Source organism: Bordetella pertussis 18323, assembly GCF_000306945.1.
In the GTDB taxonomy this organism is placed as follows: domain Bacteria; phylum Pseudomonadota; class Gammaproteobacteria; order Burkholderiales; family Burkholderiaceae_B; genus Bordetella; species Bordetella pertussis.
In genome coordinates this window covers 466,718-482,517 of sequence record NC_018518.1, presented here as the reverse complement: position 1 = coordinate 482,517, position 15,800 = coordinate 466,718, and the positions used below count along the sequence as shown (strand labels likewise).

The window sequence follows — 15,800 nt, the reverse complement described above, 5'->3', positions numbered from 1 at the left end:
ATCCGGAAGTCGCAATAGCTCGCATCCATGATTCCACCTTGCCGCTTATCCCTGATCCCGGCGCTGGCCGCCATGGCGCTGGCAGGCGCCTTTCCCGCGCCGAGCGGGGCCGCGCCGGCTGAATTGGCGCCCATCGCGGTCATCGGCGACGATCCCGACGATCCGCGGGTATTCGAAGGCAGCACCGCCACCCGTACCGCCACACCGCTGCGGGAGGTGCCGCAGACGGTCGACACCGTGAAGGTGCCGGACGCCCTGAACTATGGCGCGCGCACGCTGGGCGAGGCGCTGGCCGGCGTGCCCAATGTCACCGACGCCAGCGATACCCGCTTCGACGGCTTGCGCATACGCGGGTTCGACGCCGGCAGCGACTTCTACCTGGACGGGGTGCGCGATGACAGCCAGTACGTGCGCGACCTGCACAACATCGAGCGCATCGAGGTGCTCAAGGGGCCGGCCGGCGTTCTGTACGGCCGCGGCAGCCAGGGCGGCATCGTCAATCGGGTGAGCAAGGCGCCCGGGCCGGGCCGCGCTTCCACCCTCGAAGTCCGGCTGGGCGGCGAGGACTTTCGCAGCCTGTACGCCGACCTGAGCGCGGACCCTTCCGACACGGTCAGCCTGCGCCTGAACGTGGGCGGCGAGAATGCGGGCAGTTTCAGGCACGGGGTCAGCTCGCGCCGCCGCCTGGCGTCGCCCGCCTTGGCGTGGCGCATTACGCCACGGCTCGATTGGCTGGCGCAGTACGAACACAGCCGCTACGACCGCGTGCCCGACCGCGGCATTCCCTCGGTGGACGGCCGGCCCGCGCCGGTCGGGCGCTCGACCGTCTACGGCGACCCCGGGCGCGACAATATCGACGATCGGGTCCAGGTGCTGCGCTCGCGCCTGCGCTACCGGGCGGCCAATGGATGGGAGCTGCGCCATACCCTGTCGACGTTCCGGCTGCATAGCGATTTCGACAACACCTATCTGTCCGGCTGGCGCGCCGAGACCGGGCTGGTGCAACGCCAGCGCTGGCAGCAGCACCTGCGCGCCCGGCATCTTTACAACGTCTTCGAGGCCGAGGGCACGTTCGCCACCGGCTGGCTCGAACACCGCTTGCTGGCCGGCGTCGAGCTGGGCAGCCAGCATCGTGATCCGACGCTGCACCGCGCGGCCACCAAAGGCCCCGGCGCGCAGCCGGTGCCCGGGCTGGCGCTGCACCACCCCGACTTGAGCCAGCAGCACCACGGCCGCATGGAGCGCGCCAGCGATGCGCGTCACCGCGTGCGTACGCAAGGCTACTACTTGCAGGATCAACTGCGATTGAGCGAGTCCTGGCAGGTGGTGGCGGGCGCGCGCCTGGACCGGTTCGGGGTGCGCACGCGCAATCGCCTGCTGGGCCTGGAAGGCAGCCGTGGCGACCGCAGTGTGAGTCCGCGCCTGGGAGTGGTCTGGACGCCCTGGCCGGCGCACGCGTTCTACGCGTCGTACAGCAAGACTTTCTCGCCCACCGGCGGCGGCACCATAGGCATCACGCCGGACGCGCGGGGCAACGCCAATGATCTGCCGCCCGAACATACGCGCCAGTACGAAGCCGGGGTCAAGAGCGACTGGCTGGACGGGCGCCTGAGCACCATGCTGGCCGTCTACCAGCTCGAACTCTACAACCGCCGCACGCGCGCGCCCCACGATCCCACGCGGATACTCCTGACGGGCCTGCAGCGCTCGCGCGGCCTGGAAATGAGCGGGGCGGGGCGGCTAGCTGTGAAGATTCAATAGGTTGTATGCATGGTTCATCCGAACCGGATTTGAGAAACTGGAAATCGCCAACCCCCCAGTTCACTCAAGGAGCCCGGCCGGATGAACACCCATAAGCATGCCCGATTGACCTTCCTACGTCGACTCGAAATGGTCCAGCAATTGATCGCCCATCAAGTTTGTGTGCCTGAAGCGGCCCGCGCCTATGGGGTCACCGCGCCGACTGTGCGCAAATGGCTGGGCCGCTTCCTGGCTCAGGGCCAGACGGGCTTGGCCGATGCGTCCTCGCGCCCGACGGTCTCGCCCCGAGCGATTGCGCCGGCCAAGGCGCTGGCTATCGTGGAGCTGCGCCGCAAGCGGCTGACCCAAGCGCGCATCGCCCAGGCGCTGGGCGTGTCAGCCAGCACCGTCAGCCGCGTCCTGGCCCGCGCCGGTCTGTCGCACCTGGCCGACCTGGAGCCGGCCGAGCCGGTGGTGCGCTACGAGCATCAGGCCCCCGGCGATCTGCTGCACATCGACATCAAGAAGCTGGGACGTATCCAGCGCCCTGGCCACCGGGTCACGGGCAACCGACGCGATACCGTTGAGGGGGCCGGCTGGGACTTCGTCTTCGTGGCCATCGATGACCACGCCCGCGTGGCCTTCACCGACATCCACCCCGACGAGCGCTTCCCCAGCGCCGTCCAGTTCCTCAAGGACGCAGTGGCCTACTACCAGCGCCTGGGCGTGACCATCCAGCGCTTGCTCACCGACAATGGCTCGGCCTTTCGCAGCCGCGCCTTCGCCGCGCTGTGCCATGAGCTGGGCATCAAGCACCGCTTTACCCGACCTTACCGCCCACAGACCAATGGCAAGGCCGAACGCTTCATCCAGTCGGCCTTGCGTGAGTGGGCTTACGCTCACACCTACCAGAACTCCCAACACCGAGCCGATGCCATGAAATCCTGGCTACACCACTACAACTGGCATCGACCCCACCAAGGCATCGGGCGCGCTGTACCCATCTCCAGACTCAACCTGGACGAATACAACCTATTGACAGTTCACAGCTAGCGCGCCGACTACGACGGCTGGGCGGCGCAGGGCAACCCGGGCTGGGGGTGGGACGACGTGCTGCCGCTGTTCAAGGCCAGCGAGGACCACCATGGCGGCGCCAGCGCCTTCCACGGCGCGGGCGGCGAATGGCGGGTCGAGCGCCAGCGCCTGTCCTGGAAATTGCTCGACGCGTTCCGTGCGGCGGCCGCGCAGGCCGGCATCGCCTCGATCGACGACTTCAACCAGGGCGACAACGAGGGTTGCGACTATTTCGAGGTCAACCAGCGCCGCGGCGTGCGCTGGAACACCGCCAAGGGTTTTCTGCGGCCGGCCATGGACCGCGGCAACCTGAAGGTCCTGACCGGCGCGCGGGTGGCGCGCGTGGTGTTCCAGAACCGCCGCGCGGTAGGGGTGCGCTTCATGGCGGAGGGCGGCGGCGAACAGTATGCCCAGGCGCGCGGCGAGGTGGTGCTGGCCGCCGGCGCCATCGGGTCGGCGCAACTGCTGCAGGTGTCCGGCGTGGGGCCGGCGGCGCTGCTACAGGCGCGCGGGGTGCCCGTGCTGCATGACCTGCCCGGCGTGGGCGCAAACCTGCAGGACCACCTGCAGCTGCGCCTGATCTACCGGGTGCGGGGCGCCCGCACCTTGAACGGGGTGGCGGGCACCCTGTGGGGCAAGGCATGGATGGGCCTGCAATACGCCGTGCAGCGGCGCGGCCCGCTCAGCATGGCGCCGTCGCAGCTGGGTGCGTTCGCCCGCTCGGGCCCCGAGCAGTCGCGCGCCAATCTCGAGTACCACGTCCAGCCGCTGTCGCTGGAGAAGTTCGGCGACCCGCTGCATGATTTTCCCGCCTTCACCGCGTCGGTGTGCAATCTGCGTCCGACCAGCCGGGGCCACGTGCGTATCGTCTCGCCCGATCCGGGCGACCATCCCGAGATCCTCTGCAACTATCTTTCCACCGAGGCCGACCGCAAAGTCGCCGCCGACAGCATCCGCCTGACCCGGCGCATCGTGGCTCAGCCCGCGCTGGCGCGCTACCAGCCGCAGGAATACAGGCCCGGCGAGCAATGGCAGAGCGAGGAAGACCTGCAGCGGCTGGCCGGCGAGATCGGCACGACCATTTTCCATCCGGTGGGAACCTGCAGGATGGGCGACGACGCGCAGGCGGCGGTGGATGCCGCGTTGCGCGTGCATGGCCTGCAGGGCCTGCGGGTGATCGACGCATCCATCATGCCGACCATCACCTCGGGCAATACCAACTCGCCGACCATCATGATCGCGGAAAAAGGCGCCCAACTGCTGCGCGAAGCCCGCCGGCAAACATGAAGGCCGCCGCATCGGGTGTATTCACGGGTTCGCCGCGGCGCGCGGCTGCGTTATATTCCGACACTTGTTTAACACGTGCAGCATGCCGAGGCCTGGCGCCCCGCGCAGCGCCTTCGACAGAGCCCCATGCCCCACGCTATTGAAATCGTGGCCACGCTGTTGTTCAGCGTGGCGGTACTACACACGTTTTCCGTTCCCTTCTTTGCTCGCCTGGCTCACCGCAACGGGCCGCATGCCGGCGTATGGCACCTGCTTTCCGAGGTCGAGGCCGTCTTTGGCGTATGGGCGTTCGTACTGATCGCCTGTATGGCGCTGATGGCCGGCACCGATCGCGCAGTCCAGTACATGGATACGCGCAACTTCACCGAGCCGCTGTTCGTCTTCGCGATCATGGTGGTGGCGTCCAGCCGGCCCATCCTGGAGCTGGTGGGCAGCGTGGTGCGGCTGCTGGCGGCCATGGTGCCGATACGGCGCGAGCTGGCCACCTTCTTCATCGTCATGTCGATCGTGCCGCTGGGCGGCTCGTTCATCACCGAGCCGGCGGCCATGACGCTGGCCGCCATCCTGCTGCGCGACGGCTACTTCCGCTGCAGCGGCCGCGCCGGCTTCAAGTACATGACGCTGGGCGTGCTGTTCGTCAACGTGTCCATCGGCGGCGTGCTGACCTCCTACGCGGCGCCTCCCGTGCTGATGGTGGCCGCGACCTTCGGCTGGGATACCGCCTACATGGCTACCCATTTCGGCTGGCGCGCCGCCGTCGCCGTCTTCCTGAACGCCGGCGTGCTGACCATGCTGTGCCGCCAGGCCCTGCTGGAGGGCGCGGTGGGCACCGGCGCCGGCGTCAATGCGTCCGGCGACGCATCCGAGAAGCGGCCGCCCGTGCCGGCGCCGGTGACGCTGATGCACCTGGCCTTCCTGGTGGGGATCGTCCTTACCGCGCATCATCCCGCTGTGTTCCTGGGCATGCTGATGATGTTCATCGGCTTCGCGCACGCCTACCAGCGCCATCAGAGCCGGCTGATGATCAGGGAAGGCCTGATGGTCGGTTTCTTCCTGGCCGGCCTGGTCGTGCTGGGCGGCTTGCAGAAATGGTGGCTGCAGGATCTGCTGGGCGGGCTGGAACCCACGGTGCTGTTCTGGGGCGCGACTGCGCTGACGGCCATCACCGACAATGCCGCGCTGACTTACCTGGGCTCGTTGGTCGAAGGAACCAGCGAGGCCTGGCGCTACATGCTCGTGGCCGGCGCGGTCACCGGCGGCGGCCTGACGGTGATCGCCAACGCGCCCAATCCGGCCGGTTTCGCCATCCTCGGGAAGTACTTCCCGGACGGCAGCATATCGTCTGGGCGTCTGTTCATCGCGGCGCTGGTACCGACGCTGGTGGCTGCTGCCATGTTCATGTTGCCGGTATAAGACAGGGCAGGGCCGCGCCGCCGCCAGGCGGCCTTTCCTTGAAAAACCGCTAAAATTCAAGACTTTCCCGTATTTCGCCGGCCCAGCCGCCGTGCCGCCCGGACCTTCCCGGCCAGGCACAGAGGTGGAATTCCACGCGCCGGTTCGCCTGGGAGTTTTCGTTAAATGCCCATTTATGCATATAAATGCAGCGCGTGCGGCCATGCCGAGGACGTGCTGCAAAAGATCTCCGATGCGCCGCTGGCGGACTGTCCCGCCTGCGGCCAGAGCACGTATTCCAAGCAGGTGACGGCCGCCGGCTTCCAGCTCAAGGGCTCGGGCTGGTACGTCACCGATTTTCGCAACAACAACGGAGCGGGCAAGCCGGCCGCTGGCCAATCCGCCGCGCCGGCCGCCAGCGGCGGCGACGCCGGCGGTGCGTCCGCCTCGGCCGCCACGCCCGCACCCGCGGCGCCGGCAGCCACCTCCACCTGATTGCGGCACAGCGTCATGCGCGTGTTCAAGAAGTACTTCATCACCGGCTTGTTGATCTGGGTGCCCCTGGCCATCACGGTATGGGTGCTGGGCCTGCTCGTCGCGACGCTGGAGGGGTTCGTTCCCGGCTTCTTGTCATCGCAGTCGTTGTTTGGCGTGGATATCCCCGGGTTCCGCTTCGTCCTCGTCATCACCGTGGTGCTGCTGACGGGCGTGTTTGCCGCCAACCTGCTCGGGCGCAGCCTGCTCGAGCACTGGGAGCGCATCCTGGGGCGCATTCCGCTGGTGCGCTCGATCTACAACTCGGTCAAGCAGGTCAGCGATACCGTGCTGGCGCCCAATGGCCGGGCGTTTCGCCAGGCCGTGCTGATCCAGTACCCGCGCGCCGGCTCGTGGACCATCGCCTTCCTGACCGGCACGCCCAGCGGCGAGGTGGCCTCGTACCTTCCCGGCGAACACCTCAGCGTCTACGTGCCCACCACGCCCAACCCGACGTCCGGCTTTTTCCTGATGATGCCGCGCGACCAGGTCATCGATCTGCAGATGAGCGTCGACGCGGCCCTGAAGTACATCGTTTCCATGGGGGTCGTGGCGCCGGCGGATCGCCGGCCCGTATCCCCGCCCACGACGCCTGGTGCGCCCCTGGCGCCGGGCGCCGAACCGTAACCTTTTACGCTTACACAGCCTATACACGGAGTTATCCCGCATGCGTACCTGCTACACCGGCCAGGTTTGCCGTGACCATCTCGGCCAGACTGTCACCCTGTACGGCTGGGTGAACCGCCGCCGCGACCACGGCGGGGTCATCTTCATCGACCTGCGCGATCGCACGGGCCTGGCGCAAATCGTGTTCGACCCCGACAATGCCGAGGCTTTCGGCACGGCCGAGCGCCTGCGCAACGAGTTCTGCATCAGCATCACCGGCCTGGTGCGCCTGCGCCCCGAAGGCACGGCCAACGCCGAGCTGGCCTCGGGCGAGGTCGAAGTGCTGTGCCAGCAGGTCGAGATCCTCAACGCGTCGGTGACGCCGCCGTTCCAGCTGGATGACGACAACCTGTCGGAAACCACCCGGCTGACCCATCGCGTGCTGGACCTGCGCCGCCCGCAGATGCAGCACAACCTGATGCTGCGCTACCGCGTCTCGATCGAAGTGCGCAAGTACCTCGACCAGCTCGGCTTCATCGACATCGAAACGCCGATGCTGACCAAGAGCACGCCCGAGGGCGCGCGCGACTACCTGGTGCCGTCGCGGGTCAACGCCGGGTATTTCTTTGCCCTGCCGCAATCGCCGCAGCTGTTCAAGCAGATGCTGATGGTCTCGGGTTTCGACCGTTACTACCAGATCACCAAGTGCTTCCGCGACGAAGACCTGCGCGCCGACCGCCAGCCCGAATTCACCCAGATCGATTGCGAGACTTCGTTCCTGAACGAAGTCGAGATCCGTGAAATCTTCGAAGGCATGATCCGCCATGTATTCAAGGTGGTGCAGGACGTGGACCTGCCCACGCCGTTCCCCATCATGAGCTGGACGGAGGCCATGCAGCGCTATGGCTCGGACAAGCCCGACCTGCGCGTCAACCTGGAATTCACCGACATGACCGACGTCATGCGCGACGTGGATTTCAAGGTGTTCGCCTCGGCCGCCACCACCGCGGGCAGCCGCGTCGTGGCGCTGCGCGTGCAGGGCGGCGGCGAGATGTCGCGCAGCGAGATCGACGCCTACACGCAATTCGTCGGCATCTACGGCGCCAAGGGCCTGGCCTACATCAAGGTCAACGACGTGGCCAAGGGCCGCGAGGGCCTGCAGTCGCCCATCGTCAAGAACCTGCACGATGCCGCGCTGGCCGAACTGGTCAAGCGCACCGGCGCGCAGAACGGCGACATCATCTTCTTCGGCGCGGATCGCGCCAAGGTGGTCAACGACGCCATCGGCGCGCTGCGCGTGAAGATCGGCCACAGCGAATTCGGCAAGAAGGCCGGCCTGTTCAGCGGCGGCTGGAAGCCGCTGTGGGTCGTCGACTTCCCCATGTTCGAGTACGACGAGGAGGAAAACCGCTATACCGCCGCGCACCACCCGTTCACCAGCCCGAAGGACGGCCACGAGGACTTCCTCGAAAGCGATCCGGGCAAGGCCGTCGCCAAGGCCTACGACATGGTGCTCAACGGCTGGGAAATCGGCGGCGGCTCGGTGCGTATCCACCGCGAGGAAGTGCAGAGCAAGGTATTCCGCGCGCTCAAGATCGACGCCGAGGAGGCGCGCGAGAAGTTCGGCTTCCTGCTGGACGCGCTGCAGTATGGCGCGCCGCCGCATGGCGGCATCGCGTTCGGCCTGGACCGCATCATCACCATGATGGCCGGCGCCGAATCCATCCGCGACGTGATCGCCTTCCCCAAGACCCAGCGTGCGCAGTGCCTGTTGACCGGCGCGCCGTCGGAAGTCGACGAGAAGCAATTGCGCGAGCTGCACATCCGCTTGCGCAACGTCGAAGTGAAATGAAGTAAGCTGGCGAAGCGCCGACGCCATGGGCGGCGGCGCCGCCAGCGGCCGGAATCGGGCAGGCCGGGCAATGGCGTGGCTTCGCCCGTTTCGATAACGCGCCATACCTCCTATGTCGCTTATTCGCGTAGTCAGCTACAACATCCACAAAGGCCGCTCGGCCCTGGGCCGGCGCGAGTCCCTCAACGATCTGCGCCTGGGCCTGTATGGCCTGCGTCCGGACCTGGTCTTCCTGCAGGAGGTCCAGGGACGCAACGAGGTATCCTCGGTCCTGCACGCCCAGCACGAATCGCTGGCCGCCGCACTGCGCCTGCAGGCGGCCTATGGCCGCAATGCCATCCGTACCGGCACCGATCACGGCAATGCCTTGCTGTCGCGCTTTGACATCCTCGATCACGAGAACCAGGACATCTCCGACCATCGTCTGGAGCAGCGCGGCCTGCTGCACGCGCGCATCGACGTCGGCGGCACCGAGGTGCACTGCTTCGTCGTGCACCTGGGCTTGTTCGCCGGCAGTCGTGGCCGCCAGATCCAGGCCCTGACGGACCGCATCCGGCAATCGGTCCCGGACGGCGCGCCGCTGCTGATCGTGGGCGACTTCAACGATTGGGGTGACCGCCTGGCGCCGATGTTCGTGCAGCAGCTGGGCCTGTACGAAGTGTTTTCGCACGCGCCGCGCTCGCACGGCGGCGACCTGCCGCGCCTGCGCGACTCGGTCAGGCGCTTGGGCAACGTACTGCGCGGCGTGCCCAACAGCGTGGCGGTGCTCGAACGCAACAACCAGCTGGGCATGGGCGGCGCCTATTGTCCCCTGCCGCCGCCGCGGACTTTCCCGGCGGTGTTCCCGTGGTTCCGCCTGGATCGCATCTACCAACGCGGCTTCGCCGTGCGCAGCGCCCGCGTCCTGCGCGGGCGCGAGTGGGCGCGCCTGTCGGATCATTCGCCGCTGCTGGCCGAGCTCGAATTGCCGTGAAGGCCCAGATCGTCAGGTTGCACTGGACCGATGGCAACGCCATCCGCCTGCTGCAAAACGGCGGCGATTTCTTTCCCGCGCTATGCGAGGCCATCGACGCGGCGCGCCTGTCGGTGCATCTGGAGACCTACATCTTCCTGCTCGACCGCACCGGGCGACAGATGCTCGAATGCCTGGAGAGCGCTGCCCGCCGCGGCGTCAAGGTGCGCGTGGTGCTCGACGGTTTCGGCAGCGCCGGCACGGCCGAGACGATACGCCTGCGCATCACCCAGGCCGGCGGCCAGTGCCGCATCTTCCGGCCCGAGCCCCGCTGGCTGGGCCACCTGGCGTTCTCGCGCAGCCGCTTGCGCCGCCTGCATCGCAAGGTGGCCGTGGTCGACGCCGAGCTGGCGTTCGTCGGCGGCATCAATATCGTCGACGACTACGACGACCTCGACCCCGGCGACGACATCCCCGCGCCGCGCTTCGACTTCGCCGTGGCGGTGCAGGGCCCCCTGGTGCCGCACATACTCTATGCCCAGGACCTGTTGTGGGTACGGCTGAACTGGGCCCGCCTGCGCCGCCACCCAAGGGACTGGATGCGCCTGTTCAAGCCGGTGCACGCCGACGCCTCGCCGGCCGGCAAGCTGCGCGCGGCATTGCTGCTGCGCGACAACCTGCGCTTTCGGCAGACCTTCGAGCAGGCCTACCTTTATGGCATCCAGCATGCGCGCCGCGACATCCTGATCGCCAACGCCTATTTCTTCCCCGGGCATCAATTCCGCAAGAGCCTCATGCAGGCCGCCGCGCGCGGCGTGCGCGTGCGGCTGCTGCTGCAGGGCAAGCCCGAATACCGCATGCAGTACTTCGCCACGCGCGCGCTGTACGACCGGCTGCTGCGCGGCGGCATCGAGATCTACGAATACATGCCGGGCTACCTGCACGCCAAGGTCGCCGTCATCGACAACATGGCTACCGTCGGCTCGTCCAATCTCGATCCCTTCAGCCTGCTGCTGGCCCGCGAAGCCAACGTGGTCGTCGACGACCAGCCCTTCGCCTGGGACCTGCAGGAACGCCTAGATGTGAACTGTCAATAGGTTGTATTCGTCCAGGTTGAGTCTGGAGATGGGTACAGCGCGCCCGATGCCTTGGTGGGGTCGATGCCAGTTGTAGTGGTGTAGCCAGGATTTCATGGCATCGGCTCGGTGTTGGGAGTTCTGGTAGGTGTGAGCGTAAGCCCACTCACGCAAGGCCGACTGGATGAAGCGTTCGGCCTTGCCATTGGTCTGTGGGCGGTAAGGTCGGGTAAAGCGGTGCTTGATGCCCAGCTCATGGCACAGCGCGGCGAAGGCGCGGCTGCGAAAGGCCGAGCCATTGTCGGTGAGCAAGCGCTGGATGGTCACGCCCAGGCGCTGGTAGTAGGCCACTGCGTCCTTGAGGAACTGGACGGCGCTGGGGAAGCGCTCGTCGGGGTGGATGTCGGTGAAGGCCACGCGGGCGTGGTCATCGATGGCCACGAAGACGAAGTCCCAGCCGGCCCCCTCAACGGTATCGCGTCGGTTGCCCGTGACCCGGTGGCCAGGGCGCTGGATACGTCCCAGCTTCTTGATGTCGATGTGCAGCAGATCGCCGGGGGCCTGATGCTCGTAGCGCACCACCGGCTCGGCCGGCTCCAGGTCGGCCAGGTGCGACAGACCGGCGCGGGCCAGGACGCGGCTGACGGTGCTGGCTGACACGCCCAGCGCCTGGGCGATGCGCGCTTGGGTCAGCCGCTTGCGGCGCAGCTCCACGATAGCCAGCGCCTTGGCCGGCGCAATCGCTCGGGGCGAGACCGTCGGGCGCGAGGACGCATCGGCCAAGCCCGCCTGGCCCTGAGCCAGGAAGCGGCCCAGCCATTTGCGCACAGTCGGCGCGGTGACCCCATAGGCGCGGGCCGCTTCAGGCACACAAACTTGATGGGCGATCAATTGCTGGACCATTTCGAGTCGACGTAGGAAGGTCAATCGGGCATGCTTATGGGTGTTCATCCGGCCGGGCTCCTTGAGTGAACTGGGGGGTTGGCGATTTCCAGTTTCTCAAATCCGGTTCGGATGAACCATGCATACAACCTATTGAATCTTCACACCTAGAGCGCGCCATTGCCCTGGGCGGCCAGTTCATCCGGCCCCTGGACTACCAGCGGCGCGGCTGGCTGCGGCGATGCGTCGACGTCGCGGCCTACACCATGCTGCGCATCGGCGTGGCGCTGACCGGGCGCGCGGGGCGGTACTAATCGGCTGCCGCGACGCGCCGGGCGCCCACCAGGCCCAGCGCCAGCGCGGTGCCGACCAGGATCACGCCGGCGCCGGCCAGGATGCGCGGCGTCACCGCTTCGTCCAGGAACCACACGCCCCATAGCACGCCGAACACCGGCACCAGGAATGTCACGCTGACCGCGGCGGTCGGGCCGACACGGGCGATCAGGCGGAAGAACACGATATAGGCCGCGCCAGTGCAGACGATTGCCAGCAGCACCGTGGCGCGCCACGCCTCGAACGATACCGCCTGTTCGGGCCAGTGGATGATCGCCAGGGGCGCCAGTACCAGCGAGGCGGCCACCATGCTGCCCGTTGCGTTGGTCAGCGCGTCCACGTGGCCGAGATAGCGCTTGGTCCAGTTGGCCGCCATGCCGTAGAACACCGGCGCGCTGATGGCGGCCAGCACGGCTGGCCCCGTGCCGCCGTCATGGAAATCCAGCTTGTCCCATACCAGTACGATGATGCCCGACAGGCTGATCAGCAGGCCCAGGGCGCGCATGCGCGGCAGGCGGTCCCCCAGCCACAGCCAGCCGATCACCGCGCCCCACACCGGCGTGACCGCATTGGCCACCGACAGAAAGCCCGCGCCCAGCGACTGGGCCGCATAGGCATACAGCAGGAAGGGCAGCGCCGAATTCAGCGTGCCCACCACCAATATCGCCTTCCAGTGCCGTGCGATCAACGCCGGCTTGCCGCGCCACAGGGCCAGCGGCAGCAGGAACAGCGCGGCCAGCCCCACGCGCAGCTCCATCAGGGCGGCGGGCCCGAACTCGGGCACCGCCACGCGCATGAACAGGAACGACCCGCCCCATACGGCGGCCAGCGCCAGCAAGTCCAGCAGATCACGACGCGGCATGGGATCAGTTCCAGGTCAGGCGGCGGGCGTGGCCGCGACGTTCTTCATTTTCACGCGGTGCGCCACCACGGCGCTGAACAGCGACAGCAGCACACAGAGAATCAGGCCGGCACGCACCCCATCGAGCACCGAACTGTGCGAAATCGCGATACCCACCAGAGCCGTGCCGGCGGCGCTGCCCATGGCGCGGGTGGTCTGCACCAGCGCCGAGGCCACCCCCACGTCACGCCGTTCGCTGAGCATCTGCATGAACAGCGTCAGGTTCGGCAGCAGGAATCCCAGCGCCGTGCCGTTGACGAAGAATGCCGCCACGATCCACCAGGCCGACGTCCCGGCGCTCACGGCCAGCATCATGGCGGAACCGGCCGCCAGCAGGCAGCTGCCGAACACCATCAGGCGCTGCGGCTCGGTCTGCTTGGGAAACAGGCGGCCATTGATGATACTGCCGAACGAAATCGCCGCCACCAGCGGCGTCAGCAGCAGTCCCGCCTCGCTCGGGGAGTAATCCAGCTCGGGGAATAATCCAGCTCGTGCTGCAGCAGCAGCGGACTGTAGAAAATCAGGATGAACATCGTCGCGCCCACCGCCACCGCAGCCAGGTTCAGCAGCCGGGGTTCGAGGCCGGCCAGCACGCGCAGGGGGAAAATAGGGGACCGTACGCGACGCTCGATAGGCACCAGCAGCGCCACCGCGGCGATTCCGGCCACCGCCAGCGCCAGCGCCACGCGCGGATGGGCGCCATCGCCAGGCGCGAAAGCCAGTTCGATGGCCGCCAGCGGCGCGCCCACCACCACGATCAGCAACAGGCCGCCCACCCAGTCGATGCGGCGGCTGGCCGTCTGCGCCGGCCGGATGCGGGGGAAATAGCGCGCCAGCAGAAACAACGCCGCCACCGCGGCCAGCGGCGAAATGAAAAACGCCGCGCGCCAGCCCAGCGCCTGCGTGGCCGCGCCGCCCAGCACGGGGCCTATCCCGCTGGCCATCGCGAACGTCGCCGACACCAGCGCCATCCAGCGCACCCGCTGGCCGGCGTCGGGAAACAGGTCCGACGGGGCGGCGAATGCCGTCGCGATCATCATGCCCCCGCCTATGCCCTGCAGGGTCCGGAACGCGATCAGCTGCGGCATGCTCTGCGCCAGGCCGCAGGCGATCGAGCCCAGCGCCACCAGCGACACCGACACCAGCATCAGGGGTTTGCGGCCGTACATATCGCCCAGCCGGCCGAAAATCAGGATCGAGGCGGCGGTCGCCAACAGATAGGCCGTGCCGACCCACGCGTACAACGCCATCCCGTTGAGCGCGGCCGCCACGCGTGGCAGCGTGGTCGTGACAATGGTCGAGTCGAACGCCACCAGCACCACGGTGGCGGACACGCCCGCCATCGCTCGTAACAAATCGCGCCGAGAATGGGGGGATTCTTGAGTTGTCGTCGTAATTTCTGGGTCTTGAGTAGGCGGCGCGCTCATGCTCTCAAGCATAGCACCGCCAACCTAGGGAAAACACCGATTCTTGCTGCCTATTTGAAGAAGGTGTGATATCCCAGAATCACCAGCACCACGCACAGCGCAACCGCCCAGGACCAGCGCGAATTGGTCAGGCCGCGCGGTTCGGGCTCCGGCGGCGGCGGTGACGGCGCCAGGCGGGGCTGGCCGGCCATATGGTCGATGAACGCGGCGAAGAACTTCTCCACGATCTTGTTGCCGGCCTTCATGATGGTCGATTCGCCCAGCTCGGCCAGCTTGCCGCCGGCCATGGCCGCCACCGTATAGCTCAGGCGCGTCCCGTCGTCCTTGGGGCTCAGGTTGACCTGGGCGGTACCGATAGCCAGGCCGCTGGCCAGCCCCTTGCCTTCGAAGGCAACGGTACAGGAATGGGGAGGATCCAGATCAGAAAGCAGGATCTCGCCCTGGTAATCAGTCTCCAGGCCGGCCACCTTGGCGCGCACCACCAGTTCGTACTCGGTAGGTGTGAACTGTCAATAGGTTGTATTCGTCCAGGTTGAGTCTGGAGATGGGTACAGCGCGCCCGATGCCTTGGTGGGGTCGATGCCAGTTGTAGTGGTGTAGCCAGGATTTCATGGCATCGGCTCGGTGTTGGGAGTTCTGGTAGGTGTGAGCGTAAGCCCACTCACGCAAGGCCGACTGGATGAAGCGTTCGGCCTTGCCATTGGTCTGTGGGCGGTAAGGTCGGGTAAAGCGGTGCTTGATGCCCAGCTCATGGCACAGCGCGGCGAAGGCGCGGCTGCGAAAGGCCGAGCCATTGTCGGTGAGCAAGCGCTGGATGGTCACGCCCAGGCGCTGGTAGTAGGCCACTGCGTCCTTGAGGAACTGGACGGCGCTGGGGAAGCGCTCGTCGGGGTGGATGTCGGTGAAGGCCACGCGGGCGTGGTCATCGATGGCCACGAAGACGAAGTCCCAGCCGGCCCCCTCAACGGTATCGCGTCGGTTGCCCGTGACCCGGTGGCCAGGGCGCTGGATACGTCCCAGCTTCTTGATGTCGATGTGCAGCAGATCGCCGGGGGCCTGATGCTCGTAGCGCACCACCGGCTCGGCCGGCTCCAGGTCGGCCAGGTGCGACAGACCGGCGCGGGCCAGGACGCGGCTGACGGTGCTGGCTGACACGCCCAGCGCCTGGGCGATGCGCGCTTGGGTCAGCCGCTTGCGGCGCAGCTCCACGATAGCCAGCGCCTTGGCCGGCGCAATCGCTCGGGGCGAGACCGTCGGGCGCGAGGACGCATCGGCCAAGCCCGCCTGGCCCTGAGCCAGGAAGCGGCCCAGCCATTTGCGCACAGTCGGCGCGGTGACCCCATAGGCGCGGGCCGCTTCAGGCACACAAACTTGATGGGCGATCAATTGCTGGACCATTTCGAGTCGACGTAGGAAGGTCAATCGGGCATGCTTATGGGTGTTCATCCGGCCGGGCTCCTTGAGTGAACTGGGGGGGTGGCGATTTCCAGTTTCTCAAATCCGGTTCGGATGAACCATGCATACAACCTATTGAATCTTCACAGCTAGCCTGGTCGAGCAGCTTGGCGCAAGACGCGCGCCGCACGACCCGTCGCGTCACGTGGACGCGCAGGGCTACACGGTCGAGGACTTCGGCCTGAATCTCAATCTGATGCTGGCGTGCACCGCCCGCGTGGTGGCCGGCGACGCTGTGCAGTGCCTGGCCGCCATGGCGGCGCAGGCACGTGCGTCGACGTCTTGACGG

General features: G+C 67.1%; 13 protein-coding genes and 4 pseudogenes. 11 read left to right on the top strand and 6 right to left on the bottom strand.

The annotated features are described in order from the left end of the window. Positions 1-27: 27 nt before the first annotated feature. From BN118_RS02335 to clsB, 9 genes and pseudogenes are all read left to right on the top strand, one after another. Positions 28-1,761 (top strand): TonB-dependent receptor, encoded by a 1,734-nt coding sequence (locus BN118_RS02335; protein ID WP_023852660.1) that lies wholly within the window; start codon positions 28-30, stop codon positions 1,759-1,761. Between the two features lie 81 nt (positions 1,762-1,842). Next, the gene (locus tag BN118_RS19365; RefSeq protein ID WP_014905388.1) at positions 1,843-2,793 is read left to right on the top strand and encodes an IS481-like element IS481 family transposase; all 951 of its coding nucleotides are present in this window, start codon (positions 1,843-1,845) and stop codon (positions 2,791-2,793) included. Next, positions 2,794-4,101, top strand: a pseudogene (locus BN118_RS02330) (GMC family oxidoreductase); the annotation flags it as partial. 126 nt (positions 4,102-4,227) lie between these two features. Continuing rightward, complete coding sequence (locus BN118_RS02325; protein ID WP_010929970.1) at positions 4,228-5,514, top strand: putative Na+/H+ antiporter; 1,287 nt, start codon at positions 4,228-4,230, stop codon at positions 5,512-5,514. Between the two features lie 165 nt (positions 5,515-5,679). Further along, positions 5,680-5,988 carry an FmdB family zinc ribbon protein gene (locus BN118_RS02320; protein WP_010929971.1) on the top strand — a complete coding sequence of 103 codons (309 nt, stop codon included), beginning with the start codon at positions 5,680-5,682 and terminating at the stop codon, positions 5,986-5,988. After that, positions 5,989-6,654 (top strand): DUF502 domain-containing protein, encoded by a 666-nt coding sequence (locus BN118_RS02315; RefSeq protein ID WP_003807035.1) that lies wholly within the window; start codon positions 5,989-5,991, stop codon positions 6,652-6,654. Between the two features lie 40 nt (positions 6,655-6,694). After that, positions 6,695-8,485 (top strand): aspartate--tRNA ligase, encoded by a 1,791-nt coding sequence (aspS, locus tag BN118_RS02310; protein ID WP_003807038.1) that lies wholly within the window; start codon positions 6,695-6,697, stop codon positions 8,483-8,485. Between the two features lie 112 nt (positions 8,486-8,597). After that, entirely contained in the window at positions 8,598-9,458 is an 861-nt protein-coding gene (locus BN118_RS02305) for an endonuclease/exonuclease/phosphatase family protein (protein ID WP_010929972.1), read from the top strand. Further along, positions 9,455-10,519: pseudogene (clsB, locus tag BN118_RS02300) on the top strand (cardiolipin synthase ClsB); the annotation flags it as partial. The gene BN118_RS02305 and the pseudogene clsB, both read left to right, overlap by 4 nt. Here clsB and BN118_RS02295 read toward each other — a convergent pair. Beyond that, entirely contained in the window at positions 10,514-11,464 is a 951-nt protein-coding gene (locus BN118_RS02295) for an IS481-like element IS481 family transposase (protein ID WP_005015810.1), read from the bottom strand. The pseudogene clsB and the gene BN118_RS02295 sit on opposite strands and share 6 nt — an antisense overlap. A gap of 95 nt (positions 11,465-11,559) precedes the next feature. On the opposite strand from BN118_RS02295, the pseudogene BN118_RS20510 reads away from it, so the two are divergent. Continuing rightward, positions 11,560-11,709 (top strand): annotated as a pseudogene (locus tag BN118_RS20510) (cardiolipin synthase ClsB); the annotation flags it as partial. Here the strand turns inward: BN118_RS20510 and BN118_RS02285 are convergent. From BN118_RS02285 to BN118_RS02270, 5 genes are all read right to left on the bottom strand, one after another. Further along, complete coding sequence (locus BN118_RS02285) at positions 11,706-12,590, bottom strand: DMT family transporter (RefSeq protein WP_010929974.1); 885 nt, start codon at positions 12,588-12,590, stop codon at positions 11,706-11,708. The pseudogene BN118_RS20510 and the gene BN118_RS02285 sit on opposite strands and share 4 nt — an antisense overlap. A gap of 15 nt (positions 12,591-12,605) precedes the next feature. Further along, the gene (locus BN118_RS21320; RefSeq protein ID WP_023852850.1) at positions 12,606-13,055 is read right to left on the bottom strand and encodes an MFS transporter; all 450 of its coding nucleotides are present in this window, start codon (positions 13,053-13,055) and stop codon (positions 12,606-12,608) included. 8 nt (positions 13,056-13,063) lie between these two features. After that, a complete protein-coding gene (locus BN118_RS21315) occupies positions 13,064-13,963 on the bottom strand; it encodes an MFS transporter (RefSeq protein WP_409334280.1) in 900 nt (299 codons plus the stop codon). Between the two features lie 143 nt (positions 13,964-14,106). Beyond that, a complete protein-coding gene (locus BN118_RS02275; protein WP_033446233.1) occupies positions 14,107-14,541 on the bottom strand; it encodes an SRPBCC domain-containing protein in 435 nt (144 codons plus the stop codon). Next, entirely contained in the window at positions 14,504-15,502 is a 999-nt protein-coding gene (locus tag BN118_RS02270) for an IS481-like element IS481 family transposase (protein ID WP_014905478.1), read from the bottom strand. The genes BN118_RS02275 and BN118_RS02270 overlap by 38 nt, the downstream gene beginning before the upstream one ends. 97 nt (positions 15,503-15,599) lie before the next feature. Between BN118_RS02270 and BN118_RS20635 the strand changes: the two are divergent. Then, positions 15,600-15,797 (top strand): annotated as a pseudogene (locus BN118_RS20635) (nucleoside 2-deoxyribosyltransferase); the annotation flags it as partial. Positions 15,798-15,800: the final 3 nt, after the last annotated feature.

What these genes read in the sequence shown, in the direction of transcription:
- BN118_RS02335 (WP_023852660.1), top strand. Translation starts at nt 28, where the DNA reads ATGATTCCACCTTGCCGCTTATCCCTGATCCCGGCGCTGGCCGCCATG.
- BN118_RS02285 (WP_010929974.1), bottom strand. Translation starts at nt 12,590, where the DNA reads ATGCCGCGTCGTGATCTGCTGGACTTGCTGGCGCTGGCCGCCGTATGG.
- BN118_RS02270 (WP_014905478.1), bottom strand. Translation starts at nt 15,502, where the DNA reads ATGAACACCCATAAGCATGCCCGATTGACCTTCCTACGTCGACTCGAA.
- BN118_RS02325 (WP_010929970.1), top strand. Translation starts at nt 4,228, where the DNA reads ATGCCCCACGCTATTGAAATCGTGGCCACGCTGTTGTTCAGCGTGGCG.
- aspS (WP_003807038.1), top strand. Translation starts at nt 6,695, where the DNA reads ATGCGTACCTGCTACACCGGCCAGGTTTGCCGTGACCATCTCGGCCAG.
- BN118_RS02305 (WP_010929972.1), top strand. Translation starts at nt 8,598, where the DNA reads ATGTCGCTTATTCGCGTAGTCAGCTACAACATCCACAAAGGCCGCTCG.
- BN118_RS19365 (WP_014905388.1), top strand. Translation starts at nt 1,843, where the DNA reads ATGAACACCCATAAGCATGCCCGATTGACCTTCCTACGTCGACTCGAA.
- BN118_RS02320 (WP_010929971.1), top strand. Translation starts at nt 5,680, where the DNA reads ATGCCCATTTATGCATATAAATGCAGCGCGTGCGGCCATGCCGAGGAC.
- BN118_RS02295 (WP_005015810.1), bottom strand. Translation starts at nt 11,464, where the DNA reads ATGAACACCCATAAGCATGCCCGATTGACCTTCCTACGTCGACTCGAA.